The sequence below is a fragment of the Ralstonia sp. R-29 genome (genome assembly GCF_049913345.1).
Classification (GTDB): Bacteria; Pseudomonadota; Gammaproteobacteria; order Burkholderiales; family Burkholderiaceae; genus Ralstonia.
On record NZ_CP184377.1, the window covers coordinates 181,492 to 206,701 of the forward strand.

Below are 25,210 nucleotides of genomic sequence, written 5' to 3' on the forward strand. Positions count from 1 at the left end.
TGTCAGGCTCTTGTTTGTTGCTGTGTGCTGCTTCGCTTCGCTCGCACTCCACCACTGGGTTTGCTCGCGGCGCTTCGCGTCTTGTCGCGTACCTACTACTGCGTTTGTGCTTCGATGGTTTGGCCGTTGGAGCCCTAGATGGCGCCTTGAATTTCTGTTGCAGGGAGGAAAAAGAGGGGAGGCTTGTCTGAGCGAAGCGAGTTTGCCTCTCCTCCCTCCCTGCGACATAAATTCAAGGAGTCTTTCGCCATCTCGGGCGCGCCTTTCTTTTGCTTACTTTTCTTTGGCAAGACAAAGAAAAGTGAGTCAGCCCCGGCAGGGGATGAAACAAGGGATGGACCAAAAGAAAAAAACCATCCCCAATCCAACCCATCAGTCCGCCGGCGTAATGTCGATATGGCAATGCGACGAATGCGAGTGCGCAGCATCAGTGCTGTGGTGCATGTGATCCTGCACCTCCACCCGCATCCCCAACCGCGCCAGCAGCTTGCGATCCGCATCCGCCTCCGGGTTATCCGTCGTCAGCAGCTTCTCGCCATAGAAGATCGAGTTAGCGCCCGCCATAAAGCACAGCGCCTGCAACGCATCATCCATCGCCTCGCGGCCAGCAGACAGCCGCACCATCGCCTTGGGCATCGTGATCCGCGCCACGGCAATCGTGCGCACGAAATCGAACGGGTCGAGTTCTTCGTTGCCCGCCAGCGGCGTCCCTTCCACCTTCACCAGGTTGTTGATCGGCACCGAGTCCGGATACGGCTCCATGTTCGCCAGCTCGGCAATCAAGCCTGCACGCTCGTGCACCGATTCCCCAAGCCCGACGATGCCGCCGCAGCACACATTGATCCCCGCATCACGCACGTGTTCCAGCGTGTCGAGCCGGTCCTGATACGTCCGAGTGGTAATGATCTCGCCGTAAAACTCCGGCGCGGTGTCGAGGTTGTGGTTGTAGTAGTCCAACCCTGCATCCTTCAACTGCGCAGCCTGCTCTTGCTTGAGCATGCCCAGCGTCACGCACGTTTCCAGCCCCATCGCTTTCACGCCGCGCACCATGTCGGCCACGGCATCGAGTTGATGCGGCTTCGGGTTGCGCCACGCAGCACCCATGCAGAAACGGCTCGCACCGTTCTGCTTGGCACGCGATGCGGCTTCGAGCACTTCGTCGATCGGCATGAGCTTCTCAGCTTCGACACCGGTGTCGTAGCGCGCCGATTGCGGGCAGTACGAGCAGTCTTCCGGGCAGCCGCCGGTCTTGATCGACAGCAGTGTCGAGAGCTGCACCGCATTCGCATCAAAGTTGGCGCGATGCACTTGCTGCGCCTGGAACAGCAGATCGTTGAACGGCAGCGCGAACAGCGCTTCGATGGCTTCGCGGCTCCAGCGCGCGTTGGGCGCTTGGCCGGGCGTGACCGGTGCCTTGGCGGCGTTCGGCACGAAGTTGAGCGGAGTGGATTGCATGGGAACTTCCTTCAAATGATTTTTTGATGCGTGGTTTCGTAGTTATACGGTTCAGGCCGGCAGCAGCCAGTTCGGCTTGCGCTTGCTCAGAAAACTCTGCACGCCTTCGCGGCCCTCTTCCGAGGCGCGGATGGTGGCGATGCGTTCAGCGGTATCCGCCAGCAGCGCGTCGTTGACGGCGGCGCCGGACACTTCACGCACGAGGCGCTTGCTCTCGCGCACGGCGTTCGGGCTGTTGGCGACGAGCGCGGCGGTGATGTCGTTGACCTTCGTGTCGAGCGCGTCTGCGTTCACCAGCTCATGCACGAGGCCAAGGCGATGCGCCTCGGCCGCAGAGAAGCGTTCAGCGGTGATGAAGTAGCGGCGCGAGGCCTGCTCGCCCAACGCGCGGATCACGTATGGGCTGATGGTGGCCGGGATCAACCCGAGCTTGGCTTCCGACAGGCAGAAGTTGGCCGTGTCGACGGCGACCACGATGTCGCATGCGGCGACCAGTCCGACGCCGCCCGCATACGTGTCGCCTTGCACACGTGCGATCACGGGCTTGGGGCACGTGTAGATGGCACGCAGCATTTCGGCCAGACGCAGGGCGTCGGCGCGGTTCTCGTCGTCGGAGTAGCCGGCCATCTTCTTCATCCAGTTCAGGTCGGCTCCGGCGCAGAAGGCTGGGCCGTTGCCGGCGAGGACGATGGCGCGCACGCTGGGCTCATCGGCCAGCGCGCGGAAGGCGCCCGTCAACTCGGCGATGACCGTTTCGTTGAAGGCGTTGCGCACGTCGGGCCGGTTGAGTGTGAGCGTGGCGACGGCGCCGTGCTGTGCGAAGGCGAGGGTTTCGAAGGCGTTCATTGCGTGTCCTTGTTGGGGCCGTCTTGTGTGCTCGCGTTGGCGGGCACCGGGCCGGCGGGCAAACCGAGTTCGCGCAGGAAGGCATCGACCTTGGGCAGCCAGATGTTCAGGCCTGCACGGCTGGAGAACATGCCGTGCGAGTCGCTCTGGAAGTTGCCGTAATCGACCAACTGCCCCTTGCCGCCCGCATTGGTGTAGGCCGCGAACATCTTCTCAGGTAGCGGCTTGGGCCAGTAGCTGTCGTTGTCGCCGTAGAACCAGAGCGACGGATAGCGTGACTGGCGCCCGTAGTTTTCAAAGGCGCGCACGAGGTTGTCTTCCCATGACACGCAGTTGTCGTTGCGCAGGCCGCCGGCAAAGTTCACCAGGCCGCGTACACCGGGGTAGCTGATGGTGCCAAAGGCCATCGTGGTGAGGCCGCCGTGCGACTGGCCCATGATGACGATGCGGTCGCGGTCCACATACGGCTGCTTGGTCATGTAGTCGAGCGTGGCGACCACGTCTTCGGTCTGCACGATGCCGTTAGCCTCGACATTGCAGCCGCCGCCGATATATGCACCGCCCGATTTGGAGAAGCCCTGGCGCATCGGGATCACCACCACATAGCCCCGTGCGACCAGTGCCGCGGCCTGCGCGGTATAACGCGCGCGGCTCTGGAACGCCGGGTTGCCGTGTGCCTTGCCATGGTTGAGCACGATGAGCGGAAACGGCCCATCCCCGGCCGGCTTGTAGACCGTGGTTTCCAGCTTGACGGTGAAGATGCCCGCAGACTTGGGGACTTCCACAATCGCTTCGTTCAGGCCGCTGGCAGATTTGTCTTGCGCATAGGCGGCGGTGGTCAGCAGCACGGCGCAGCCAATGGCCGCACACGCGCCGCTCCATGCTCGCCTGACCTTCTTGTTCACTGCATTCCCCAGTTCAATTCAACCGGCGGCCCGCTCACATGCGGAACACGCCGAAGTTCATGTCGCCGATCGGCGCGTTCAGGCTGGCCGACAGGCCCAGGCCCAGCACGCTGCGCGTGTCGGCCGGGTCGATCACGCCGTCGTCCCACAGGCGTGCGCTGGCGTAGTACGGGTGGCCTTGGCGTTCGTACTGATCGCGGATCGGCGCCTTGAAGGCGGCTTCCTCGTCGGCGCTCCATTGGCCGCCCTTGGCTTCGATGCCGTCGCGGCGCACGGTGGCGAGCACGCTCGCAGCCTGCTCGCCGCCCATCACCGAGATGCGCGCATTCGGCCACATCCACAGGAAGCGCGGCGAATACGCGCGGCCGCACATGCCGTAATTGCCCGCGCCAAACGAGCCGCCGATGATGACCGTGAACTTCGGCACCTGCGCCGTGGCCACTGCCGTCACCATCTTTGCGCCGTTCTTGGCGATGCCTTCGTTCTCGTACTTGCGGCCCACCATGAAGCCGGTGATGTTCTGCAGGAACACCAGCGGGATCTTGCGCTGGCAGCACAGCTCGATGAAGTGCGCGCCCTTGAGGGCAGCCTCTGAAAACAAAATGCCGTTGTTGGCGATGATGCCGACCGGGTAGCCCCAGATGCGCGCAAAGCCGCAGACCAGCGTGGTGCCGTAGCGCGCCTTGAATTCATCAAAGGCGGAATCGTCGACGATGCGGGCGATGACCTCGCGCACATCAAACGGCTTGCGCGTGTCCGTCGGGATCACGCCATAGAGTTCCTCCGCCGCATAGCGCGGCTCGACCGGCGCATGGATCTGCACTTGGTCCGGCTTGCGGCGGTTCAGGTGCGCGACGATGCTGCGGGCCTGTGCCAGCGCGTGTGCGTCGTTGTTGGCGAAGTAGTCCGCCACGCCCGACAGGCGCGTATGCACATCGGCACCGCCCAGATCTTCGGCGCTCACCACTTCACCCGTGGCGGCCTTCACCAGCGGCGGGCCTGCCAGGAAGATCGTGCCCTGTTCCTTGACGATGATCGACTCGTCGCTCATGGCCGGCACATACGCGCCGCCGGCCGTGCACGAGCCCATCACCACCGCGATCTGCGGGATGCCCTTGGACGACAAGTTCGCCTGGTTGTAGAAGATGCGGCCGAAGTGGTCGCGGTCGGGGAAGACGTCGTCCTGGTTCGGCAGGTTGGCGCCGCCCGAGTCGACCAGGTAGACGCAGGGCAGGTGGTTCTGCTCGGCGATCTCCTGCGCGCGCAGGTGCTTCTTCACCGTCATCGGGTAGTAGGTGCCGCCCTTGACCGTGGCGTCGTTGCAGACGATCACGCACTCCTGCCCCGAGATGCGGCCGATGCCGGTGATGATGCCGGCGCCGGGTGCCGCGTCGTCGTACATGCCATACGCCGCCAGTTGCGAGAACTCCAGGAACGGCGTGCCCGGGTCGAGCAGTTGCTGCACGCGATCGCGCGGCAGCAGCTTGCCGCGGGCGAGGTGCTTGGCGCGGGCGTCATCACCGCCGCCCTGGGCGATGCGGGCGACCTTGTCGCGCAAGTCCGCGACGAGGGTGCGCATGGCATCGGCGTTGGCCTTGAAGTCTTCGGCACGGGGGTTCAGCTTGGTGTCTAGCGTCGGCATGGCAGCAGTGCAGGGGGGGCGGTTCAGTCGGGGAAGGTGCCGTCGACGTAGAGCCAACGGCCTTCGGCGGATTCAGTGCCGCTCGCGTCCAGGCGGACGAAGCGGCTGGTTTCATGCAGGCGGTGCGCGCGGCCGCCCACCTTGTAGCGCGCGACGAATTCCACCGTCGCGTGTGCTGCGTCTTGCGGTACGTGGCGCTTCACGTCCAGGCCGAGCCAGCGTGTGGCAGCAGCGTCGGCTTCGCTCGTTTCCAGATCGATGGGACAGGTGGACGGATGCCACGTGCGGCGCAGATACGCCGTGTCGCCCAGCACATAGGCGCTGTAGCGCGAGCGCATGAGCTGTTCGGCTGTGGCCGGCACCGCGTCGCCCGCGTGGTACGGGCCGCAGCAGCGTGCATAGGCGCCGCCGCCGCAGGGGCAGGCGTCGGTCGGGCCGATGGACTTGGCTTGGGTATTCGACATCAGGCCAGCAGATCCGGCAGGTGGCGCATATCGGTGAAGGTTTGCGTAGCACCTGCGGCAAGCAGCGGGCCGGGCGCATTGCGGCCGGCGTAGGCCAGCACGGTCATGCCCGCAGCGTGGCCGGCGGTCACACCCGTGGGGCTGTCTTCAATCACCAGGCAGCGCGACGGCGCTACCCCCAGGCTGCTGGCCGCCAGCAGGTACACATCGGGCGCGGGCTTGCTGCGCGCGACCTCGGTGGCCGAAAAGATGCGTACGTCCGTCGGCTGGAAGTGCTCGATCAAACCAGTGCGGTTGAGCTGCAGTTCCACCTTCACGCGATCGGCACCGGAGGCCACAGCCATCGGCAGGCCCAGTCTGGAGAGCACATCAATGGCGTGCGCAATGTGCGGCACGGCTTCCACTTCGGCTTCGAGCAGCGCGTTGCGGCGCGCATGGAAAGTAGACAGCCAGTTCGGCGGCAGCGGCGCGCCGCGCATCTCGGCAATCGCATCCAATTCTTCGCGGATGGCCTTGCCGAGGAAGCGCTTGATCGAATCTTCCGGACTGATGTTGATGCCCAGTTCGGTCAGCATCTGCCAGATCAAACGGTTGACGAGGGGTTCGCTGTCGACCAGCACGCCGTCGCAATCGAAGAGGATCGCGTCAAAGCGTGGGTGGCGGGGTTGGGTCGCGGCGGATTGAGAGACTGCAGTCATGCTTTTTTCGTGGGTTTTTCGTAAGCGGCAACCGGCGCACCGGCTGCCTTCCAGGCGGTGAATCCGCCTTCGATATGGGCGACGCGTTCCAGCCCCATGTCCTGCACGGTCTTGGTGGCCAGCGCGCTGCGCCAGCCGGCCGCGCAGAAGAAGACGAAGGTCTTGTCTTGCGCAAAGGCCGGCTTGTGATACGGCGATTCGGGATCGACCCAGAATTCCAGCATGCCGCGCGGGGCGTGCAGCGCGTGCGGGATCACGCCTTCGCGTTCCAGCTCGCGGATGTCGCGCACGTCGACAAACTGGACGGCCGGGTCGTCGACCAAGGCGCGCGCCTCGTCCACCGAGAGCGTGCGCACTTCGGCCATGGCTTGGTCGACCAGTGCGCGAAATCCTTTCTTCATGGGCATGGCAGTGCGTTCCTTGTTGGCCTACGCGAGGGCGCGGGCGATCAGGATTTTCTGGATATCGCTCGTGCCTTCGTAGATCTGGCACACGCGCACGTCGCGGTAAATGCGTTCCACCGGGAAGTCGCTCACGTAGCCGTAGCCGCCGAAGACCTGGATGGCATCCGAGCACACGCGCTCGGCCATCTCGCTGGCGTTGAGCTTGGCCATGGCCGCTTCTTTCAGGCATGGCAGGCTGGCGTCTTTCAGGCTGGCGGCGTGCCAGACCATCTGGCGCGCCACGTCAACGCGTGTGGCCATCTCCGCCAGGCGGAACTGCACGGCCTGATGTGCGAACAGCGGCTGGCCGAAGCTCTCGCGCTCCTTGGCATACGCCAGCGCGGCTTCAAACGCCGCGCGCGCCATGCCCACGCTTTGCGCAGCAATGCCGATGCGCCCGCCTTCCAGCCCGGACAGCGCCATCTTGTAGCCGGCACTTTCTTCACCCAGGAGGCAATCGGCGGGGATGCGGCAATCTTCCAACACGATCTGCGCTGTGTCCGACGAATGCTGGCCGAGCTTGTCTTCCAGCCGCGCGACGATGTAGCCCGGTGTCTTGGTCGGCACCAGGAACGCGCTGATGCCGCGCTTGCCCGCTGCCTTGTCCGTCACGGCCATGACGATCGCCACGTCGGCATGCTTGCCGCTGGTGATGAACTGCTTCACACCGTTGAGCACCCAGTGGTCGCCATCTCGCACGGCGGTGGTGCGCAGGGCCGAGGCATCGGAGCCGACATGCGGCTCGGTCAGGCAGAACGCGCCGAGCATCTCGCCGCGCGCCAGCGGCACCAGCCACTGCTGCTTCTGCGCGTCGTTCGCAAACGCCATCAGCATGCTGCACACGGGGCAGTTGTTCACGCTGATGACGGTGGAGGTACCGCCATCACCGGCGGCAATCTCTTCCAGGATCAGCGCGAGCGACAGGTAGTCCAACCCGGCACCGCCGAGTTCTTCCGGCACGGCCACGCCATACGCGCCCAGCTCACCGAGTTGGCGGTGTACATCTTTCGGGAACGTGCCATCACGGTCCCACGCAGCCGCGTGCGGGGTGATCGCCTCGCGCACGAAGGTGCGGATGGCGTCGCGGATCATTTCCTGTTCTTGGGTCAGCAGCATCGTTCTGGCCTCACCACTCAATGACGCTGCCGTCGTAGTTGCGGAACGTGCCGTTGTCGGCGCGCGTGGCACCGGCAATCACACGGCGGATGCCGGCCACGCTCTCTTGCGGCGTGATGGCCGCGCCGGCGCCGCCCATGTCGGTCTGCACCCAGCCGGGGTGGAACGTCAGGCACGTGGCGTTCTTCGCGTCGATCGACACGCCGCGCAGCACGGCATTCACCGCCGCCTTGCTGGTGCGATACAGCCAGCCACCGTTGCCCGTCATCTCGCCAATGCTGCCCATGCGGCTGGAGATGACGGCCAGTACGCCGCCCGCTTCGTCCGCACCATTGCGACCAGCTTCCACCATCGGCAGCACGGCGGGCAGCACGCCCATTGGCGCCCACACGTTGGTGTGCATCACCGCATCAAAGTCGGCCTGACTGACGGGCGTGGCGTTCTGCGTGCGCGGGCCGTAGATGCCCGCCACGTAGATCGCCACGTCCAGCGCCTCGCCGTCGAGCTTCCACGCCAGGCCGCCGACGGCGTTGGCGTCGGTCAGGTCAAGCACGTGCGTCTCCGCGCCCAGCGCCTGCAACGCCTGTGCCGCTTCTTGTGAGCGCACGGTGGCGATCACGCGCCAGCCATCCGCCCGGTACTGCTTGACGGTTTCCAGACCGATGCCGCGCGACGCACCCAGGATGAGTGCGGTGCGCGTGCGGCGGGAGGTTGTGTTCGCCATCGTCATTAGCGTGCTGGCCTTTCCGTTCAGTAGAGTTCGATGCCCACGGCGGTCGCTTCACCGCCGCCAATGCACAGGCTGGCTACGCCGCGCTTTCCGCCACGGTGGCGCAGAGCACCCAGCAGCGTCGCCATCACACGCGCACCCGACGCGCCGATCGGGTGGCCCAGCGCGCATGCGCCGCCATTCACGTTCACCTTCTCGTGCGGGATGTGCAGGTCATGCATGGCGGCCATCGGCACCACGGCAAAGGCTTCGTTGATCTCGAACAGATCGACGTTGCCTGAGTTCCAGTCGAGCTTCTTGAACAGCTTGTCGATGGCCGTGACTGGCGCCGTCGTGAACCAGCCTGGTTCTTGCGCATGCGTGGTGTGGCCCAGCATTACTGCCAGCGGCGTGATGCCGAGTTGCTTGGCGGTGGACTCACGCATCATCACGAGTGCAGCCGCACCATCGTTGATCGACGAGGACGAAGCGGCCGTTACCGTGCCGTCCTTCTTGAACGCGGGCTTGAGCGAGGGAATCTTGTCGACCTTGATGCGGCGCGGGCCTTCGTCGGTGTCGATGACGGTGTCGCCGGCCTTGCTCGACACGGTGACGGGCGTGATCTCCCAGCGGAATGCGCCGGATTCGGTGGCCTCTTGCGCGCGGCGTACGGAGGTCATCGCGAAGTGGTCTTGCGCCTCGCGCGTGAAGCCGTACTTTTCGGCGCAGTCTTCACCGAAGGTGCCCATGGCGCGGCCCTTGTCATACGCGTCTTCCAGGCCATCCAACATCATGTGGTCGTAGATCATGCCGTGGCCGATGCGGTAGCCGCCGCGGCCTTTCGGGATCAGGTAGGGCGCATTCGTCATGCTTTCCATACCGCCCGCGACCACCACATCCAGCGAGCCTGCGAGCAGCGCATCGTATGCATTCATCGCGGCGCGCATGCCCGAACCGCACATCTTGTTGACCGTGGTGCAGCCGACCGACAGCGGCAGGCCAGCGCCCAATGCTGCCTGGCGGGCTGGTGCCTGGCCTTGGCCTGCCGGCAGCACACAGCCCATGATGACTTCTTCGATTTGCTCGGGCTTCAGGCCGGCGCGTTCGACTGCCGCGCGGATGGCAGCGGCGCCGAGTTGCGGGGCGGTCAGGCTTGCGAGTTCGCCTTGGAAAGCGCCCATCGGCGTGCGGGCGGCGGAGGCGATGATGATGCGGTCGGACATGGTGATCTCCTGGTGTGCTGTCGACATGTTCTGCACTTGTGGTGCAGGGGCTATGTGTCTCTTGCTTTGGGGTTTGTGTTTTGTGGTGCATCCCCCGTTTCACCCCCTGCCGGGGGCGACTCACTTTCTTTGTCTTGCCAAAGAAAGTAAGCAAAGAAAGGCGCGCCCAAGATGGCGACACCCTCCTTGGATTTTCGTAACCGGGCGGAGACGGGGAAAACTCGCTTCGCTCAGACAGTTCCCCGTCTTTTTTCCGCCCGCTTACAAAAATCCAAGGCGCCATCTAGGGCAGGGGAAAAGCAAACCGTTGGTCTGCATGCCCTAGTGGCTCTTGTTTGCTGCTGTTGTTGCTCGCGTTGTGTTGCCGGTTCCTACTGCACTGGTGGTCGATGGTTTGGCCTTTGACGTTCTTGCCCTAGATGGCGCCTTGAATTTCTGTTGCAAGGAGGAAAAAGAGGGGAGGCTTGTCTGAGCGAAGAGAGTTTGCCTCCCCTCCCTCCTTGCGACATAAATTCAAGGAGTCTTTCGCCATCTCGGGCGCGCCTTTCTTTTGCTTACTTTTCTTTGGCAAGACAAAGAAAAGTGAGTCAGCCCCGGCAGGGGATGAAACAAGGGATGGACCAAAAGCACAAAAAAAACAAAGCCCACCCCTACCCAGCAAAATCAGAACCCCACTGGAGTCGGCACACTCCCTTCCTTCCCATAGTTCTTCCAAGCCTCACCCAACTGCGCATGCAGTTCCTCATTCGAACTCGCCGCCATGCCCAGATTGCGCAGCAGCCCATCCTTCACGCCGTAAATCCACCCGTGAACCGTCAGCGGCTGCCCACGATCCCAAGCGTCCTGCACGATCGTCGTCAGGCAGACGTTGTTCACTTGGTGGATCACGTTCAACTCACACAGCCGATCATGCTGATCCTGCTCGCGCACCACCGTGCCGAGATACGTCTCATGCTGCTCAGCCACATCCCGCACGTGACGAATCCAGTTATCCGCCAGCCCGAAGCGCTGCTTCGTCAGTGCAGCCTTCACACCCGAACACCCATAGTGACCCACCACGGTGATATGCCGAATCTTCAGCACCTCCACCGCAAACTGCAGCACCGACAGGCAGTTCAAGTCCGAGTGCACCACCACGTTGGCGATATTGCGGTGGACGAACACCTCACCCGGCGGCAGCCCGATGATCTGGTTGGCAGGTACGCGCGAGTCCGAGCAGCCGATCCACAGGTATTCGGGGTTCTGCTGGTTGGCGAGCGCCGAGAAGAATGTCGGGTCTTCCGCGTTGACGCGCTCGACCCACTTCCGGTTGTTTTCAAATAGTTCTTTGATGCGATTCGGCATGGTTTCCCGTCGTGTTGAGAGAGTTAGGCGGCGGCGCGTTGCAGCGTTGTTGTGACCTGTTCGGTCGTTTGTGCGGCTGCAGTCCCCTGTGCGCCGGCGCCGTATCGGTTGACGAAGCGTTCGCTTGCGTCATACGCGTAGAAATCGTGTGTCTGGCCAGACAGCAGGCGGTCTTTGTAGGCCTGCCACATGGCCGGGTCGAAGAAGTCCGCATGGTGCTTGAGGAAGGCCTCGCGCACGCGCGGATCGCCCAGCAGGAAGGTGCCGTAGGTCTCCGGAAAGATGTCGTGCGGGCCGACGCTGTACCAGACCTCGCCCGACATCTCTTCCTCTTCGTTGCGCGGCTGCGGCACCTTGCGGACGTTGCAGTCGGTGAGGTATTCGATCTCGTCGTAGTCGTAGAAGACCACGCGGCCGTGGCGCGTCACGCCAAAGTTCTTGTACAGCATGTCGCCGGGGAAGATGTTCGCGGCGATGAGTTCCTTGATGGCGTTGCCGTATTCGATGATGCCGTGCTCGACCTGCGCATCGGTGCCTTCCTGCAGCCAGATGTTCAGCGGCGTCATGCGGCGCTCGATGTAGACGTGGCGGATGACGATCTCTTCGCTGCCGTCTTCGGCACGCTGGTATTCGACCATCGACGGGGCATGCTTTTCCAGCTCTTTGATCAGCGCTTCATCAAAGCGCGAGAGCGGGAAGGCCACGTCGGAATACTCCAGCGTATCCGCCATGCGGCCCACGCGGTCGTGGCGCTTCACCAGCTGGTACTTGCTCTTGATCAGCTCACGCGTGGTTTCCTTCGGGGGCGGGAAGTAGTCCTTGATGACCTTGAAGACGTACGGGTACGACGGCAGCGTGAACACCAGCATCACCAGGCCCTTGATGCCGGGCGCAATGATGAACTTGTCCGACGAGTGCTGCAGGTGGTGCAGAAAATCCCGATAGAACAGGTTCTTGCCCTGCTTCTGCAGGCCGAGCGAGGTGTAGATCTCGGCGCGCGGCTTGCGGGGCATCAGGTCACGCAGGAAGGTCACGTAGGCGGACGGAATCTCCATGTCCACCATGAAGTACGAATGCGTGAACGAGAACAGGATCAGCAGCTGTTCCGGGCGCAGCAGCACGGTGTCCAGCCGCAATTGGCCGCTCGCATTGCGCATGATCGGCACGGCCAGCGGATACGTCTTATCCCCGTTGATTACGCGCCCGATGATGTACGCCGCCGTGTTGCGGAAGAACAGCGATGACAGCACGTGGATCTGGAAATTCGGCGCGATGCGGTAGTCGCCAAAATGCTCTTCCACGGCGCGCATCAGGTAGCCGATGTCGCGGCGCAGGTCTTCAAACGGGGCTTCGAGCTGGAAGTTGTGCACGATGCGCTCGAAGCAATCGCCCAGCCCTTCGCGCGTGCCAGGGTAGTAGGCGCGGTACGTCGGCTTGGTGGGCGATTCTTCGTTCTCGATGTATTCCGTCGAGATGGCCGGCCGCACGAAGATGAAATCGTTGCTGAAATACGAGCGGTGCAGGATGCGCGTGCACACCGAGTTGAAGAAGGTCTCGGCCAGCTCCGGCTGGTGATGGTTGGTCAGCAGGCCGATGTAGTGCAGCTTGATCTGGCGCCAGATCTCGTCGTCGATGTTCTCGGCGTCGTATTCATCTTCGAGGATGACCGACGCTTCACGCACGCGCTCGTCGTAGTAGGCAATGCGATCGCGCTGCAACTGCTGCATGGCCGCCCAATCCCCGTGCTCAAACGCCGCCTTGGCCTGCACGCAGACCTCGCGGAACAAGCGATAGTGCTTGTCGAAGCCGTCGAGCATCGTGCGGGCGACGTCAAAGGCGATCTGCGACGAGAGGAGCTTGGGGAAGTGGGACATGGCGTGTGCGCGGGGGAGGGCGGGAGAGCAACAAAACCAGCAGACCACGGAAGACCTAGATTGTAGGGTCTTCGATGCGGTGTCCGCGTCCTGAAACCGTTGCGCCTCCTTATCCGTTTGGCTGATGGCCGCTGCCATCAGCCTGCCCATGTCGACCGCCTAGGGCGCGTTACATCGTTTCTGCGTACAGCTCCCGACCGATCAGCATGCGGCGGATTTCCGACGTGCCGGCGCCGATTTCATACAGCTTGGCGTCGCGCCACAGGCGGCCGACCGGGAATTCGTTGATGTAGCCGTTGCCGCCCAGGATCTGGATCGCTTCACCCGCCATCCAAGTGGCCTTTTCGGCGGTATAGAGAATCACGCCGGCGCAGTCCTTGCGCACCTGGCGCACGTGGTCGCGGCCCAGCGAATCGAGGTTCTTGCCGACCGTGTACAGGTACGCGCGGCAAGCCTGCAGCGTGGTGTACATGTCGGCCATCTTGCCCTGGATGAGCTGGAACTCACCAATGCTCTGGCCGAACTGCTTGCGGTCGTGGATGTACGGGGTGACCACGTCCATACAGGCCTGCATGATGCCGATCGGGCCGCCGGAGAGCACGGCGCGCTCGTAATCCAGGCCGCTCATCAGCACCTTGGTGCCGCCGTTTTCCTGGCCGAGGATGTTTTCCACCGGCACTTCCACGTTGTCGAAGACCAGCTCGCCGGTGTGCGAGCCGCGCATGCCGAGCTTGTCCAGCTTCTGCGCCACCGAGAAGCCCTTCATGCCCTTTTCGACGATGAACGCCGTCATGCCGCGTGCGCCCAGTTCGGGCTCGGTCTTGGCGTAGACCACCAGCACGTCGCAATCCGGGCCGTTGGTGATCCACATCTTGGTGCCGTTGAGCACGTAGCGGTCGCCCTTGAGTTCGGCGCGCAGCTTCATGCTGACGACGTCCGACCCGGCGTTCGGCTCGCTCATGGCCAGCGCGCCCACCCATTCACCGGACACCAGCTTAGGCAAATACTTGGCCTTCTGGGCCGCCGTGCCGTTGCGGTGGATCTGGTTGACGCACAGGTTCGAGTGCGCGCCATACGACAGGCCGACCGACGCCGACGCGCGGCTGATTTCTTCCATGGCGATCATGTGCGCCAGGTAGCCCATGTTGGCGCCGCCATACTCCTCGGCCACCGTGATGCCGAGTACGCCCAGGTCACCCATCTTGCGCCACGCGTCCATCGGGAACTGGTCGGTGCGGTCGATCTCGCCTGCACGCGGGGCCAGCTCGCCCTGCGCCCAGTCGCGCACGGCCGAACGCAGCATCTCGATGTCTTCGCCCAAGTCGAATTTCAAGCCGGGCAGGTCAATCATGGTGGTCTCCTTGGGCGCGGTTCAAGCCGCGAGTGTCTCTGGTAAGTGGTCTGGCGCGGTGCGGTGCACGCCGCTTGTGGCAGGCGCACCGGTGCCGGGAGGGTGTTGCAGGGTGTTGCGTATTGTATTGACGTTTACGTAAACGTCAATGACTGGTCGTTACGTAGATTTGTGGAATCAGGCGGTCTTGCGTCGCTTCGGCGGCTTGGCGGTGCCGGCCTGTGCGTCTTCCAGCAGGCGGCGGCATTGGCGCTCGTGCTGGTCGATCTCGGCCAGCTGTGCATTGAGGTCATCCAACTGCTGCGTGAGCACCGCGCGATGCTGCGCCAGCGACGCCAGGAAACGTTCCAACTGCGGCACCGTATCGCGCGGCGATTCGTACAGGTCCAGGATCTCCTTGATCTCGCCCAGCGACAGCCCGAGCCGCTTGCCGCGCAAGGTCAGCTTCAGGCGCGTGCGCTCGCCGGCGGAGTACACCCGGCGGCGCCCGCCCGGGCCCTGGCGATCCGGCGCCAGCAGGCCTTGGTCTTCATAGAAGCGGATGGCGCGCGGCGTGATGTCGAATTCACGTGCGAGGTCGGTAATGGTGTAGCTGGCGTCAGCTTGTTCGCAGGCGTCGCCCGATTCGAGATCAGCGGCAAGTTCAGCGGCGGCAGACGGAGTGGAAGCGGGCATACGGCGGAGAATCCAGTGATGGCAGAAGCACGCCGGGCTGCGCCATGAAGTTTTCGCTTAAGATGGATGACCGGCGGCGAATTGACGTTTACGTTAGCGTCAATTGCCCCAAACCGCAATCACAGAGACCGCCCCATGACTGTTCTCAAGGCGGCGCCCGAGACCACATTCCCATGAACGCGCTCGAACACCAACTCGACTATCCCTTTGGCGACACGCTGCCCGAAGGCGGCACGCGGTTTGAAGTCGCCCCCGGCGTCTACTGGCTGCGCATGCCGCTGCCGTTTGCGCTGGATCACATCAACCTCTGGCTGCTACGTGATCACAAGGACGGGCAAGACGGCTGGACGATCATCGATTGCGGCATCAACCACGAAGCCATCCGCGGATACTGGGAAACCATTTTCGCGAACCACCTTGATGGCCTGCCGGTGCTGCGCGTGCTGGTCACGCACTGCCATCCGGACCATGTCGGTTTGTCGAGCTGGCTGTGCGAGGGCGGCGATCAAAAACGCTGGAACGTGCGCCTCTGGATGAGCCTGGGCGATTACGCTTTCGCCCGCATGCTGGTGGGCGGCACCGGCGCATCCAATGCCGGCGGCGAATTTGCCGCGCGCCATTTTGAGCGCCATGGCCTGACAGACCCCGACTCCATCGAGCGCATCCGCAACCGCAAGGACTACTACAGCACGCTGGTGCCCGGTGTTCCCGGCCAGTACCGCCGTTTGATGGAAGGCGACGTCGTCACCATCGGCCAGCACAACTGGCGCGTCATCACCGGCTTTGGTCATGCGCCCGAACACGTCGCGCTCTTTAGCGAAGACGCCAACGTGCTGATCTCCGGCGACATGGTCCTGCCGCGCATCTCCACCAACGTGAGCGTGTTCGACATTGAGCCTGAGGCTGATCCGCTCACGCTGTACCTCGACTCGCTCGGCAAGTACGCGCCGCTGCCGGCCGATGTACTGATCCTGCCGTCGCACGGGCGGCCATTCCGCGGGTTGCATACGCGCATTCAGCAACTGCGCGACCACCATGCCGACCGGCTGGCCGATACGCTGGCCGCATGCAAAACCGCGCCGCAATCCGCGCGGGATATCGTCAACGTCATCTTCAAGCGCCAGTTTGACGTGCACCAGATGACCTTCGCGATGGGCGAGGCGCTCGCCCACCTCCACGCGCTGTGGCATCGCGGCGAGCTGGTGCGCGAGACCGGCGCCGATGGCACCATCCGCTTTCACGCAGCAACCTGACCCAAGATCCGGAGCCCAACATGGCCGACCACCACGATGTTCTCGACGACAGCGCCGCCGTTCTGCCGTTTCCTGCGCACACGCCCCCGGCGCCGTATTACGCGGTGATCTTCTCCTCCACGCGCACCGATGGCGACAACGGCTACGGTGCGATGGCCGATCGCATGGTCGAGCTTGCGCGCGACATGCCGGGCTTCCTCGGCATTGAATCCGTGCGCGATGAACTGGCGGGCGACCAGGGGCGGCCGGGGATTACGGTGTCGTACTGGTCGTCGCTGGAAGCCATTCGCGAGTGGAAGAATCAGAGCGAGCACCTCGCTGCGCAGAAGATGGGTCGCGAGCAGTGGTATGCGTCGTATCACCTGCGTATTGCCAAGGTGGAGTACGACTACGGGTTTGAACGATAAGGCGTCGCGTCGGCCAGAAAAAACCCGCCAACCGGCGGGTTTTCTTCTTAACGCAGCCCCTTCGCAAATTCTCCTAAGTATCGCGCCCCTTCGATGGCCTTGCTGCCGTACCACGACACCATCTCGCCATCCACCAGATAGACCGGCTTTCCGATCTGCTTCTCCAGCGCGTCGACGTGTTCGTCGGTAAAGCTGTAGGGCTCGGTGGAGAGCAGCACGCAGTCGATGTTGCGCACCACGTCACTGCTCCAGCGGAACGTCGGATAGCGCGTGTCCGGGCGATTTGGGCGGGCGCAATCGCCGCTTTTTTCCGTGCCGCATTGCACGGGCGCCGGGTCTTCGGGCCACGTGTGGAAATTGACCAGCTTGAGCATGCGCGAGATGTACGTGTCGCGCGACACCGTCATCCACGGGTCTTGCCAGATGGCGTACAGCACGCGGCGCGGCAGGAAGTGGCGGCCGCGCAGGGCGTCGAGCTCTTGCGTGAGCGCATCAGACAGCGTTTTCGCCTGCGCCTCGCGGCGGAAGATGCCGCCCAGCAGTTGGTACAGCGCTAGGTTGTCTTCCGGCGCGCACGGGTGCGTGACGATGATGTGGGGGACGAACTCGCGCAGCTTGTCGACGGTCGGGCGCGTGTTCTCGTCAATGTTGACGATGACGTGCGTGGGCGCCAGTTCGCGCAGCTTGTCCAGCTTGACGGTCTTGGTACCGCCCACCTTGGGCACGTTGCGCACGGCCTCGCGCGGGTGGATGCAGAAGCCGGTGCGGGCGACGAGTTGGTCGCCCAGGTCGAGCGAGAACAGCAGGTCGGTAATGGAGGGCACCAGGCTCGCGATGCGCGGCGTGGTGTCGACAGGCGTGTGCGCGTTGCCGAGCGCGTCGGTCAAGATCATTGCGAATTCTCAGGCTTACGAGGTTTGCGCGGCGCGCGCGCAAAGGCGAAGTCATACAGCCAGCGCGGCAGCACGTGCAGCAGCTTGGCGACGATGCCCATCTGCCACGGCAGCACCGTAAAGCGCACGCCGCGGTGGATGGCATGCACCGCCTTCGGCGCGAACACGTCCACCGGCATCAGGAAGGGCATCGGATAGGGGTTGTGGTCCGTCATGGGCGTGCGGATATAGCCCGGGGCGATGGTGACGATGCGCAACCCACGGGGGCCAAATTCCACCCGCAGGCTCTCCATCAGCTTGATCACCGCCGATTTGGAAGCGCTATACGCCGCCGCGCCCGGCAGCCCGCGCACACCCGCCACGCTGGCAATGCCGACCAGCGTGCCGCCGGGCTGCCCCGGCTTGGCGCGCGCCAGCATGGGCGTGACGAAGGGCTGGAAGGTGTTGAGCGTACCCATCCAGTTGGTGTCCATGACGCGGGCAAACGCCGCCAGATCGCCGGGCTCGCGCAGATCGGTGCCCTCCGAGATGCCGGCATTGGCGATCACCACGTCGGGCACGCCCGCTGTGGCGATAAAGGCGTTGGCCGCTTCGCGCATCGACTCCGCGTCGCACACGTTGGCGGCGTAGCAATGGCAGCGGCCCTGGATGCTGGCCGGCAGTGTCTGTACGAAATCGTGCAGCACCTCCACACGCCGCGCGACCAGCCCGAGCGTCGCGCCCTGCGCCGCATACTGCCGCGCCAGTGCCTGGCCAATGCCGCTGGAGGCGCCGGTGATGAAGACGGTTTGGCTCATAGGGGTGTCGGATGTCGGGTGTTGTTTGGCATGGAGACAGGGGCAACACATGCCGCATACAAAAACGCCCGCACGATGGCGGGCGTTGGCAAGTCGGTAGCGCGGGGCAGTGCCGCCGCGCGGCCGGCCTCCTTACATCTTGCCGGCCCGGACTTGTTGGACCAGGTAGTCGAGCGTCTGCGTCGTCTTGACGTAACCGCCGGCTTCGTCGGGCGAGATCACATATTTGCCCTGCACCACCACGGTGGGCACGCCGTTAATGCGGTACTGCTCGGTCAGTTGGTTGGCACGCGTCACGTTGGAGTTCACAGTGAACGAGTTGTAGGTGTCCATGAACGCCTTGCGGTCGAGGCCTTCCTTGGCCACAAAGTCGCCAATGACCTGTTCCTGCTGCGCCTTGTCGCGGCCCACGTTCAGGCGGTCTGCGCCGTGAATGGCGTCAAAGATGCGGGCATGCATCGAGATGCCCTTGCTGCTCTTGGCGTTGAGCTTGCCCATGGCTTCGAGCGTGTAGTAGATGCGCGAATACGGCACCAGGCGGGGGTCATTGTTGAAGGCAACCGGTACGTGCTTGATGGTCACGTCCTTGCCTTGCTTGGCGCCCCAGGCTTCCCAGCTGCTCTCGAAGTGGTTGCAGTGCGGGCACCAGTAGCCGAAGAACTCCGTCACCTCGATCTTGCCGGCCGGCACGGGCTGTGCGGGTTGCAGCACTTGGTAGTCCCGGCCAGCCACGGGGGCGGTCTGGGCCTGGGCCGGTGCGGTCATCAGCAGGCCGGCGCCGGTGGCGAGAGCAATCAGGAGGGCAGCGAGTTTTTTCATGGTGAGATGGAAGTGGAGCGAAGGACGATCGGCAATCCGATCCTCAGGCTTCTGACCGGCGCCAGCCCGGCGGGTTCTGGCGCCGACGGTTTTTCACGTCACTGGCGGGCAAAGCGGATGACCGACGATTCCACGCCCGAAGACTGCAGGCGGCTGCGTGCGGCGGTCATGTCTTCCAACGAGTTGTACGGTCCCAGGCGCACGCGGTACATGGTGGCGCCGTTCACTTCACGCTGCGTCACCTTGGCTTCAAAGCCTTGCATGGCGAGGTTGCCCTTCTGGCGTTCAGCGTCTTCTGCCGATTTGTAAGCACCAACTTGCAGGAAATAGCCCGTCTTGGCGGCATCCTGGCGGGCGATCTCGGCGATCGGGTCGGTGACTGGCTTTTCGTTGGCGACGGTTACGGGCGGTTTCGGCGGCTTGGCCGCCGGTGCGCTGGCAACCTGCGGTGCCGAGCTCGGCTGCGCAGGGTGGATGGTGATGCCCGGCGGCGGGTTGTTGGCATCCGGCTGATCGACTGGCTTGGGCGGCACACGGCTCCACAGCGGCGCGTTCGGGTCTGCCGCTTGCGGTGCGCTGGCTTGCGGCGCGGTTTGCGCTGGCGTCGGCAGTGTGTTGACCACGTTGCCAGCCTCGGTCGGTTTGGGCTGGGCGCCGCCGCGCGCCACGAACGGCACCGGCGCCTTGGTGATGTACACCGCCACCACCACGGCGATCGCCAAGCCGACGATCAGCCCGAGCACCAGACCCAGAAACGTGCCGCCCCATTGCGAGCGGACACGGGAAGATTGCGTATTGCGTGCCATGTCGATCCTTCTAGAAGCGCCCGATTATAAGAGCGCCGTGTGATGCCAAATCGTGCGCATTTACATCTTTTGCGGCGCCGATACGCCGATCACCGCCAGGCCGTTGCGCAGCACCTGGCGTGTGGCGGCCAGCAGCGCCAGTCGGGCGCGTTTGACGGCTTCGTCGTCGACCAGCACGCGATCGGCGTTGTAGAACGCGTGGAAGTCACCCGCCAGGTCGCGCAGGTAGAAGGCCACGGCGTGCGGTGCCAGTTCGCGCGCGGCGTCGGCCAGCATGTCGGGGAAGGCCGCCAGGCGCTGCACCAAGGCGGTTGCCTGCGGGCTGACGTCCGGGCCGGTGACTGCAGCCAGGTCGGCGCCAGTCAGCGAGGCAGCGTCGACGCCGGCACGCTCGAACACCGAGCAGATGCGCGCGTGGGCGTACTGCACGTAGTACACCGGGTTCTCGTCGTTCTGCTTCAGCGCCAGGTCCACGTCGAAGACGAACTCCGTATCGGCCTTGCGCGACAGCAGGAAGAAGCGCACAGCGTCGCGGCCGCGTGTGAAGTGCGACGGCCAGTTCGGCTCACCGGCTTCCACGCAGGCGCGGATGGTGTCGACGCCGGCTTCCGATTCGGCGTCGCCGTTGGACCATTCGATCAGGTCGCGCACGGTCACGTACGAGCCCGCGCGCTTGGAGATCTTCACCTCGGCGCCGTCCTTCATCACCGTGACCATCTTGTGCAGGACGTAGTCGGGATAGCCCTTGGGGATGCCGATGTTCAGGCCCTGCAGGCCGGCGCGCACGCGGGCGATGGTGCCGTGGTGGTCACTGCCCTGCACGTTGATGACCTGCGTGAAGCCGCGGCCCCACTTGGTGGTGTGGTACGCAACATCCGGCACGAAGTAGGTGTACGCGCCGTCGGACTTGCGCATGACGCGGTCCTTGTCGTCGCCGTCATCGGTGGTGCGCAGCCACAGCGCGCCTTCCTGTTCGTACGTCTTGCCGGCGGCGATGAGCGCGTCGACGGTCTGCTGCACCTTGCCCTCGGTGTAGAGGGACGATTCCAGGTAGTAGCGGTCGAACTTCACGCCGAAGGCCTGCAGGTCGATGTCCTGCTCGTTGCGCAGATACGTGACAGCAAAGCGGCGGATGGCTTCGAGGTCTTCCACGTCGCCAGCGCCCGTCACGGGTTCGCCATCGGAGGCGCGTACGGTCTTGCCGGCCAGGTAATCGGTGGCGATGTCGGCAATGTAGTCGCCGTTGTAGGCGGCTTCGGGCCAGTTGGCGTCGCCGGGTTTGAAGCCGCGTGCGCGGGCTTGCACGGAGACGGCCAGGTTGTGGATCTGCACACCAGCGTCGTTGTAGTAGAACTCGCGGTGGACGGTGTGGCCCTGCCAGTCGAGCAGGCTCGCCAGTGCATCGCCCAGCGCGGCCTGGCGGCCGTGGCCGACGTGCAGCGGGCCGGTCGGGTTGGCGGACACGAATTCCACCAGCACCGGCGCGCCGTCATGGGTGTTGGCGGCGCCAAAGCGGTCACCTTCGGCAAACACGGCAGCGATCACGTCGGCACGGGCAGCCGGCGACAGGCGCAGGTTGATGAAGCCCGGGCCGGCGATTTCCACGGCGGAGACCAGGCGCTGGCCGCGGGCATCGGCGCGGATGGCGTCAGCAATGCTGCCGGCGAGTTCGCGCGGGTTCTTGCCCAGCGGCTTGGCCAGTTGCAGCGCCACGTTACAGGCGATGTCGCCGTGCGCAGCCTGCTTCGGGCGCTCCAGGACGATCTCCGGTCGGGCTTGGCCTTCGGGCAGCAGGGAGCCGACGGCGTCGGACAACAATTGGGCGATCGTCTGTTTGTGGGAGGGCAGCATAAGAAACCATGACGCCGGCAGTGCTGAAACCGGTTGAAATCCAGTTCCGGCGCGGCCAGTTGCGTTGTTCGGGGAAAAGTACGAAATTTTATCAGGTGAGCCGCGGTCTCAGCCGTATCCGATCGGCGCCGTGGCAATCTGCGGCCCCCCACCCAACCAAGGGAAACCAAGAATCATGATTACCTTTACTTCGCACGAGTCGCAAAGTTTCTCCATGCAGAAGGATCTCGCCATGGTGTTGCTGGGCGTGATCGGCAAAACGCTGGGTGAGCGCGGCGTCATCACCCCCGAAGAGATGCCGCACGCCATCGACCGCCTCAAGCGCGCCATCAAGGACGATACCCACCAGGCTCACATCAAGGTGGCTGAACTGACCGCCAAGGACGACGATGAAGGCGAGGAAGAGCCGCCGCACCTCGGTCAGCGCGCGTACCCACTGCTGCACATGCTGGAGGAATCGCTGCCGAAGAACGCCACCGTGATGTGGGGCGTTTGAGCGTAAAAGAGTCGGTTCAAAAAAATGCCCGGCCACCGCAACGGCGGTCCGGGCATCCGGCCACTAGGGCCGGGAGCGGGGGAGGGGGTAGCGCTGACGTGGGTACGTCGTGCCGGTATCTCGTTTTGCCGCGTTGGCGTTATTGGTCGTGCAGCATGTCGGACAGTTCGTCCGCGTGTTCTTCCTCCATGGCCAGAATCTCTTCCAGCACGCGCCGCGTGGTTGGGTCCCGGTCACCGATGTAGCGCACCATCTCCAGATAGCTGTCGATGGCGATGCGCTCGGCCACGAGGTTCTCCTTGATCATGTCGACCAGGCCGTCGGCTTCCACATATTCCGAATGACTGCGCGTCGATAGGCCTTCCGGGCTGAAGTTGGGCGCGCCGCCCAGTTGCACGATGCGCGCGGCGATCTTGTCGGCGTGCTGCTGCTCTTCGGTGGCGTGCACCAAGAATTCTTCCGCAATCGGGTCCGCGTTGATGCCCTTGGCCATGAAGTGGTGTCGCCGATAGCGCAGCACGCAGATCAACTCCGTCGCCAGGGCCTCGTTCAGCAGGCGCAGCACGGTATCGCGATCGGCTTGGTAGTCGTCGGTCACCGCGCCTTCCTCGATATGCTTGCGGGCGCGTTCACGCAGCGTCTTGATGTCGGTGAGGAAGCGGCTTTCCGGGGCCGCGTTGGTCTGGGTCATGCAGGGCTCCTTCAAGGTGAGATTGGCGGGGCTGCGCGCTACTCGCGCTCGCTGCGCCGGCCGCTGCCTGCAAGGGCGACCGCCAGGCCGATGGCCGCCCCGATCGCCACCGCCACACCCACCGATTTGAACGGCGCGCCCGTAATGGTTTCTTCCGTGCGGTCGAGCGCCCAGTCCATGCGTTCCTTCGCTTGATGGGCACGGTCGTTGGCGGCGCGGCGCAGTTGGTCTGCGCGGGCACGCAGCGCGCGGCGAGTGCGGCTGGCTTCGGCGCTGCCTTCGTCGGTCAGGGTATGGATGGCGTTTTCGAGCGAATGCAACAGGCTCTGGATGTCTTCCACGGCGGGACGTGCGGCGTAGCGTGCGTGGTCCACGGCATCGCTGGCGCTGTTCATGGCGCGGTGTGCGCGGTCGTTGATGTCATCGACGCGACTGCGCACGCGTTGGCTGGCAAAGAGAGACATGGTGGGGTTCCTCATCGTGGCGCTGCGGGAAGCACGCACCGACAGCGCGGGTGGTCGGTTACGGGGCCGGCCCACACAAACAAGTGGGACGTCTGCCCAAGTGATTTAGCAAGACACGGACCCGACGGGCTCAGGGGCGGCGCTAAGCCTTGAAAACGGTGACCCCCAGGATGAGAAACAGCACGAACAGCACCACAAAGATGAAGAACAGGATCTTGGCGATGCTCGCCGCGCCTGTGGCAATGCCGGTAAAGCCCAGCACGCCTGCCACCACGGAAATGATGGCGAAGATCAGTGCCCATTTCAGCATGTTGTTGCCTCCGGATCGGGATAGTAGGGAGGCAGGGCTGTTGCGCTGCATCGTGGCGCCGCTGTTGCCCGGGTGCCCTGCCGGCGTACTGTGACGCACGCAGCGTGCCCGCTCCGGGTGCGCCCGAAGTGTCGTCTGGGGCGGCCACGGAGTATCATGCCCCCTACTAAAAACACACACGCAACGCGTGCCGCGTCGGGCGGTTTGACGCGTTTCACATGGGTCTGCATGCCATGCGGTCATCCTTGCGCTCCACCTTGCTGCTTGCCGTCGGCATCTTGCTGACGCTCGGGGTGCTGATTGCTTCGGAGACGGGCAACGTTCGCCTGAGTCAGGGCTATCGGCAGGTGATTCAGTCGCAGCAAGCCGAAACCGCCATCAACGAACTGCTCGCAGAGCTTGTCAATGCCGAGGCCGGCCAGCGCGGCTTCCTGCTCACCGGCAAGGACGAATACCTCGACCCCTACAACAAGGCCATCCCGCATATTCACGCGCTGATGGCGGAGATCCGCGACCACTACGCCAACGATCCGGATGCGCTCAAGCTGTTTTCGGAGACCGCGCTGCAGGTCAGCCGCAAGCTCACCGAAATGGAGCTCACGCTCATCTACGGCAAGCGCGATCTGGAAGTGGCGCTGGATCTTGTGCGTACCGATTTCGGCAAGGCCTCGATGGAGGCGGTGCGGCAGGGGTTGGACCGTCTGCGCCAGCGGGAGATCGCCACCGTGGCGCGCAGCCTCGAACACGCCGAGCGCGATCTGGCGCTCTCGCGCTATGGCATTGCGCTCATCACGGCGGTCAACATCATCTTGCTGGTGGTGCTGGGCATGCAGCACGCCAAGCGCCTGGCGGTGACAGAACAGGCGCGCGACAAGGCCGAAGGAGAAAGCCTCAAGCTCGACCGCATGGTGCGCGAACGCACGCGGCAGCTGTCCGACCTAGCGGCCCACTTGCAACGCGTGACCGAAGACGAAAAGACCCGCCTCGCGCGCGAACTGCACGACGAGCTGGGCGCCATCCTCACTGCCACCAAGATGGATCTGCACTGGCTGCGCTCGCGCATGCAGGCCAACGAGCCGGCCGTGAGCGAAAAGATTACCCGCGTGATGGCCCACGTCGACCAAGGCATTCAGATCAAGCGCCGCCTGATCGAAGACCTGCGCCCGACCATCCTGCTCAACCTGGGGCTGGTCGAGGCACTCTCGCAACTGACCGAAGACGTGGGCGTGCGTAACGGCTGGCACACCGAGGTCAGCCTGCCCGACGACATGCCCAAGCTGACCGATGATGCGGCCATCGCGCTATACCGCATCGTGCAGGAATCGCTGACGAACGCATCGAAGTACGCGCACGCGACATCGGTCTCGGTGGCGCTGGATGTGAACGAAGACGAGGGCGTGCGCCTGCGCGTGCGCGACAACGGCCGAGGCTTTCCCGCCGATATTGAGCGCCGCCGCATGGTCGGTCATCACGGGCTGCTCGGGATGGAACAGCGCGCCATTGCGCTGGGCGGCACGCTGACGATCGATTCGATGCCTGGCGGCGGCGTGACCATCATCGTCGAGCTGCCGCCGACGGATGCGGTGTTCGAGCGGGCAGACCACGCGGAGCACGTCGCTGCTCCGCAGACGGCGTTGCCGGGCAGTGCAGCGGTCTGAGCGCCGGAGCGATTGCGCGC

26 protein-coding genes are annotated in these 25,210 nt (G+C 64.1%); 4 read left to right on the plus strand and 22 right to left on the minus strand.

Annotation, left to right across the window (positions count from 1 at the left end; translation table 11 throughout):
* Positions 1–372: 372 nt before the first annotated feature.
* The 14 genes from bioB to ACN9M1_RS00905 all read right to left on the minus strand — a co-directional run bounded on the left by bioB (position 373) and on the right by ACN9M1_RS00905 (position 14,745).
* Positions 373–1,455 carry a biotin synthase BioB gene (bioB, locus tag ACN9M1_RS00840; protein ID WP_426396571.1) on the minus strand — a complete coding sequence of 361 codons (1,083 nt, stop codon included), beginning with the start codon at positions 1,453–1,455 and terminating at the stop codon, positions 373–375.
* Positions 1,456–1,506: 51 nt separating this feature from the next.
* Positions 1,507–2,301, minus strand: coding sequence for an enoyl-CoA hydratase/isomerase family protein (locus ACN9M1_RS00845; RefSeq protein ID WP_426396573.1), 795 nt, complete (start codon positions 2,299–2,301; stop codon positions 1,507–1,509).
* Complete coding sequence (locus tag ACN9M1_RS00850) at positions 2,298–3,206, minus strand: dienelactone hydrolase family protein (protein WP_426396575.1); 909 nt, start codon at positions 3,204–3,206, stop codon at positions 2,298–2,300. The genes ACN9M1_RS00845 and ACN9M1_RS00850 overlap by 4 nt, the downstream gene beginning before the upstream one ends.
* A gap of 34 nt (positions 3,207–3,240) precedes the next feature.
* Positions 3,241–4,848, minus strand: coding sequence for a carboxyl transferase domain-containing protein (locus tag ACN9M1_RS00855; protein ID WP_426396577.1), 1,608 nt, complete (start codon positions 4,846–4,848; stop codon positions 3,241–3,243).
* Between the two features lie 23 nt (positions 4,849–4,871).
* Positions 4,872–5,312, minus strand: a complete 441-nt coding sequence (locus ACN9M1_RS00860) for a YchJ family protein (protein ID WP_426396578.1) — start codon at positions 5,310–5,312, stop codon at positions 4,872–4,874.
* Positions 5,312–6,010, minus strand: coding sequence for an HAD family hydrolase (locus ACN9M1_RS00865; protein WP_426396580.1), 699 nt, complete (start codon positions 6,008–6,010; stop codon positions 5,312–5,314). Before ACN9M1_RS00865 ends, ACN9M1_RS00860 begins: the two co-directional genes overlap by 1 nt.
* Positions 6,007–6,417 carry a rhodanese-like domain-containing protein gene (locus ACN9M1_RS00870; RefSeq protein WP_426396582.1) on the minus strand — a complete coding sequence of 137 codons (411 nt, stop codon included), beginning with the start codon at positions 6,415–6,417 and terminating at the stop codon, positions 6,007–6,009. Before ACN9M1_RS00870 ends, ACN9M1_RS00865 begins: the two co-directional genes overlap by 4 nt.
* 21 nt (positions 6,418–6,438) lie before the next feature.
* Positions 6,439–7,569: an acyl-CoA dehydrogenase family protein gene (locus tag ACN9M1_RS00875; protein WP_426396583.1), complete on the minus strand. Its 1,131-nt coding sequence runs from the start codon at positions 7,567–7,569 to the stop codon at positions 6,439–6,441.
* A 10-nt stretch (positions 7,570–7,579) separates the two neighbouring features.
* On the minus strand, positions 7,580–8,293 hold the full coding sequence (locus tag ACN9M1_RS00880; protein ID WP_426396585.1) for an SDR family oxidoreductase: 714 nt from the start codon (positions 8,291–8,293) through the stop codon (positions 7,580–7,582).
* Between the two features lie 26 nt (positions 8,294–8,319).
* Positions 8,320–9,501, minus strand: coding sequence for an acetyl-CoA C-acetyltransferase (locus tag ACN9M1_RS00885; protein WP_426396587.1), 1,182 nt, complete (start codon positions 9,499–9,501; stop codon positions 8,320–8,322).
* A gap of 663 nt (positions 9,502–10,164) precedes the next feature.
* Positions 10,165–10,845 (minus strand): carbonate dehydratase, encoded by a 681-nt coding sequence (gene can / locus ACN9M1_RS00890; protein ID WP_426396588.1) that lies wholly within the window; start codon positions 10,843–10,845, stop codon positions 10,165–10,167.
* Positions 10,846–10,868: 23 nt separating this feature from the next.
* Positions 10,869–12,719 (minus strand): bifunctional isocitrate dehydrogenase kinase/phosphatase, encoded by a 1,851-nt coding sequence (gene aceK, locus ACN9M1_RS00895; protein WP_426396590.1) that lies wholly within the window; start codon positions 12,717–12,719, stop codon positions 10,869–10,871.
* Positions 12,720–12,888: 169 nt separating this feature from the next.
* Positions 12,889–14,070: an isovaleryl-CoA dehydrogenase gene (locus tag ACN9M1_RS00900; protein ID WP_426396591.1), complete on the minus strand. Its 1,182-nt coding sequence runs from the start codon at positions 14,068–14,070 to the stop codon at positions 12,889–12,891.
* Positions 14,071–14,247: 177 nt separating this feature from the next.
* Positions 14,248–14,745, minus strand: a complete 498-nt coding sequence (locus tag ACN9M1_RS00905) for a MerR family transcriptional regulator (protein WP_426396593.1) — start codon at positions 14,743–14,745, stop codon at positions 14,248–14,250.
* A gap of 173 nt (positions 14,746–14,918) precedes the next feature.
* On the opposite strand from ACN9M1_RS00905, the gene ACN9M1_RS00910 reads away from it, so the two are divergent.
* Both ACN9M1_RS00910 and ACN9M1_RS00915 read left to right on the plus strand, forming a co-directional pair.
* On the plus strand, positions 14,919–15,998 hold the full coding sequence (locus ACN9M1_RS00910; RefSeq protein WP_426396595.1) for an MBL fold metallo-hydrolase: 1,080 nt from the start codon (positions 14,919–14,921) through the stop codon (positions 15,996–15,998).
* 20 nt (positions 15,999–16,018) lie between these two features.
* Positions 16,019–16,405 (plus strand): antibiotic biosynthesis monooxygenase family protein, encoded by a 387-nt coding sequence (locus ACN9M1_RS00915; protein ID WP_426396596.1) that lies wholly within the window; start codon positions 16,019–16,021, stop codon positions 16,403–16,405.
* A gap of 47 nt (positions 16,406–16,452) precedes the next feature.
* Here ACN9M1_RS00915 and ACN9M1_RS00920 read toward each other — a convergent pair whose 3' ends face one another.
* The 5 genes from ACN9M1_RS00920 to argS form a co-directional block, all read right to left on the minus strand.
* Complete coding sequence (locus tag ACN9M1_RS00920; RefSeq protein WP_426396598.1) at positions 16,453–17,298, minus strand: helical backbone metal receptor; 846 nt, start codon at positions 17,296–17,298, stop codon at positions 16,453–16,455.
* The gene (locus tag ACN9M1_RS00925; protein ID WP_426396600.1) at positions 17,295–18,095 is read right to left on the minus strand and encodes an SDR family oxidoreductase; all 801 of its coding nucleotides are present in this window, start codon (positions 18,093–18,095) and stop codon (positions 17,295–17,297) included. Before ACN9M1_RS00925 ends, ACN9M1_RS00920 begins: the two co-directional genes overlap by 4 nt.
* Positions 18,096–18,227: 132 nt before the next feature.
* Positions 18,228–18,914: a thiol:disulfide interchange protein DsbA/DsbL gene (locus tag ACN9M1_RS00930; RefSeq protein ID WP_426396602.1), complete on the minus strand. Its 687-nt coding sequence runs from the start codon at positions 18,912–18,914 to the stop codon at positions 18,228–18,230.
* A gap of 98 nt (positions 18,915–19,012) precedes the next feature.
* Positions 19,013–19,720, minus strand: a complete 708-nt coding sequence (locus tag ACN9M1_RS00935; protein ID WP_426396604.1) for an SPOR domain-containing protein — start codon at positions 19,718–19,720, stop codon at positions 19,013–19,015.
* A 60-nt stretch (positions 19,721–19,780) separates the two neighbouring features.
* Complete coding sequence (argS, locus tag ACN9M1_RS00940) at positions 19,781–21,571, minus strand: arginine--tRNA ligase (RefSeq protein ID WP_426396606.1); 1,791 nt, start codon at positions 21,569–21,571, stop codon at positions 19,781–19,783.
* A 175-nt stretch (positions 21,572–21,746) separates the two neighbouring features.
* On the opposite strand from argS, the gene ACN9M1_RS00945 reads away from it, so the two are divergent.
* Positions 21,747–22,067, plus strand: a complete 321-nt coding sequence (locus ACN9M1_RS00945; protein ID WP_426396607.1) for a DUF1840 domain-containing protein — start codon at positions 21,747–21,749, stop codon at positions 22,065–22,067.
* A gap of 139 nt (positions 22,068–22,206) precedes the next feature.
* Here ACN9M1_RS00945 and ACN9M1_RS00950 read toward each other — a convergent pair whose 3' ends face one another.
* From ACN9M1_RS00950 to ACN9M1_RS00960, 3 genes are all read right to left on the minus strand, one after another.
* Positions 22,207–22,758, minus strand: a complete 552-nt coding sequence (locus ACN9M1_RS00950; protein ID WP_426396608.1) for a ferritin-like domain-containing protein — start codon at positions 22,756–22,758, stop codon at positions 22,207–22,209.
* A gap of 38 nt (positions 22,759–22,796) precedes the next feature.
* Positions 22,797–23,222, minus strand: a complete 426-nt coding sequence (locus tag ACN9M1_RS00955; RefSeq protein WP_426396610.1) for a DUF883 family protein — start codon at positions 23,220–23,222, stop codon at positions 22,797–22,799.
* A gap of 142 nt (positions 23,223–23,364) precedes the next feature.
* Positions 23,365–23,532 (minus strand): DUF1328 domain-containing protein, encoded by a 168-nt coding sequence (locus tag ACN9M1_RS00960; RefSeq protein WP_426396612.1) that lies wholly within the window; start codon positions 23,530–23,532, stop codon positions 23,365–23,367.
* Between the two features lie 233 nt (positions 23,533–23,765).
* Here ACN9M1_RS00960 and ACN9M1_RS00965 point away from each other — a divergent pair, with 233 nt between their 5' ends.
* Positions 23,766–25,190: a CHASE3 domain-containing protein gene (locus ACN9M1_RS00965; protein WP_426398902.1), complete on the plus strand. Its 1,425-nt coding sequence runs from the start codon at positions 23,766–23,768 to the stop codon at positions 25,188–25,190.
* The last annotated feature ends 20 nt before the right edge of the window (positions 25,191–25,210 follow it).

Bases quoted from the DNA above. Each gene is read 5' to 3' on its own strand.
- bioB (WP_426396571.1), bottom strand. From the start codon at position 1,455: ATGCAATCCACTCCGCTCAACTTCGTGCCGAACGCCGCCAAGGCACCG.
- ACN9M1_RS00845 (WP_426396573.1), bottom strand. From the start codon at position 2,301: ATGAACGCCTTCGAAACCCTCGCCTTCGCACAGCACGGCGCCGTCGCC.
- ACN9M1_RS00855 (WP_426396577.1), bottom strand. From the start codon at position 4,848: ATGCCGACGCTAGACACCAAGCTGAACCCCCGTGCCGAAGACTTCAAG.
- ACN9M1_RS00860 (WP_426396578.1), bottom strand. From the start codon at position 5,312: ATGTCGAATACCCAAGCCAAGTCCATCGGCCCGACCGACGCCTGCCCC.
- ACN9M1_RS00865 (WP_426396580.1), bottom strand. From the start codon at position 6,010: ATGACTGCAGTCTCTCAATCCGCCGCGACCCAACCCCGCCACCCACGC.
- ACN9M1_RS00870 (WP_426396582.1), bottom strand. From the start codon at position 6,417: ATGCCCATGAAGAAAGGATTTCGCGCACTGGTCGACCAAGCCATGGCC.
- ACN9M1_RS00875 (WP_426396583.1), bottom strand. From the start codon at position 7,569: ATGCTGCTGACCCAAGAACAGGAAATGATCCGCGACGCCATCCGCACC.
- ACN9M1_RS00880 (WP_426396585.1), bottom strand. From the start codon at position 8,293: ATGGCGAACACAACCTCCCGCCGCACGCGCACCGCACTCATCCTGGGT.
- ACN9M1_RS00885 (WP_426396587.1), bottom strand. From the start codon at position 9,501: ATGTCCGACCGCATCATCATCGCCTCCGCCGCCCGCACGCCGATGGGC.
- can (WP_426396588.1), bottom strand. From the start codon at position 10,845: ATGCCGAATCGCATCAAAGAACTATTTGAAAACAACCGGAAGTGGGTC.
- aceK (WP_426396590.1), bottom strand. From the start codon at position 12,719: ATGTCCCACTTCCCCAAGCTCCTCTCGTCGCAGATCGCCTTTGACGTC.
- ACN9M1_RS00900 (WP_426396591.1), bottom strand. From the start codon at position 14,070: ATGATTGACCTGCCCGGCTTGAAATTCGACTTGGGCGAAGACATCGAG.
- ACN9M1_RS00905 (WP_426396593.1), bottom strand. From the start codon at position 14,745: ATGCCCGCTTCCACTCCGTCTGCCGCCGCTGAACTTGCCGCTGATCTC.
- ACN9M1_RS00910 (WP_426396595.1), top strand. From the start codon at position 14,919: ATGAACGCGCTCGAACACCAACTCGACTATCCCTTTGGCGACACGCTG.
- ACN9M1_RS00915 (WP_426396596.1), top strand. From the start codon at position 16,019: ATGGCCGACCACCACGATGTTCTCGACGACAGCGCCGCCGTTCTGCCG.
- ACN9M1_RS00920 (WP_426396598.1), bottom strand. From the start codon at position 17,298: ATGATCTTGACCGACGCGCTCGGCAACGCGCACACGCCTGTCGACACC.
- ACN9M1_RS00925 (WP_426396600.1), bottom strand. From the start codon at position 18,095: ATGAGCCAAACCGTCTTCATCACCGGCGCCTCCAGCGGCATTGGCCAG.
- ACN9M1_RS00930 (WP_426396602.1), bottom strand. From the start codon at position 18,914: ATGAAAAAACTCGCTGCCCTCCTGATTGCTCTCGCCACCGGCGCCGGC.
- ACN9M1_RS00935 (WP_426396604.1), bottom strand. From the start codon at position 19,720: ATGGCACGCAATACGCAATCTTCCCGTGTCCGCTCGCAATGGGGCGGC.
- argS (WP_426396606.1), bottom strand. From the start codon at position 21,571: ATGCTGCCCTCCCACAAACAGACGATCGCCCAATTGTTGTCCGACGCC.
- ACN9M1_RS00945 (WP_426396607.1), top strand. From the start codon at position 21,747: ATGATTACCTTTACTTCGCACGAGTCGCAAAGTTTCTCCATGCAGAAG.
- ACN9M1_RS00950 (WP_426396608.1), bottom strand. From the start codon at position 22,758: ATGACCCAGACCAACGCGGCCCCGGAAAGCCGCTTCCTCACCGACATC.
- ACN9M1_RS00955 (WP_426396610.1), bottom strand. From the start codon at position 23,222: ATGTCTCTCTTTGCCAGCCAACGCGTGCGCAGTCGCGTCGATGACATC.
- ACN9M1_RS00960 (WP_426396612.1), bottom strand. From the start codon at position 23,532: ATGCTGAAATGGGCACTGATCTTCGCCATCATTTCCGTGGTGGCAGGC.
- ACN9M1_RS00965 (WP_426398902.1), top strand. From the start codon at position 23,766: ATGCGGTCATCCTTGCGCTCCACCTTGCTGCTTGCCGTCGGCATCTTG.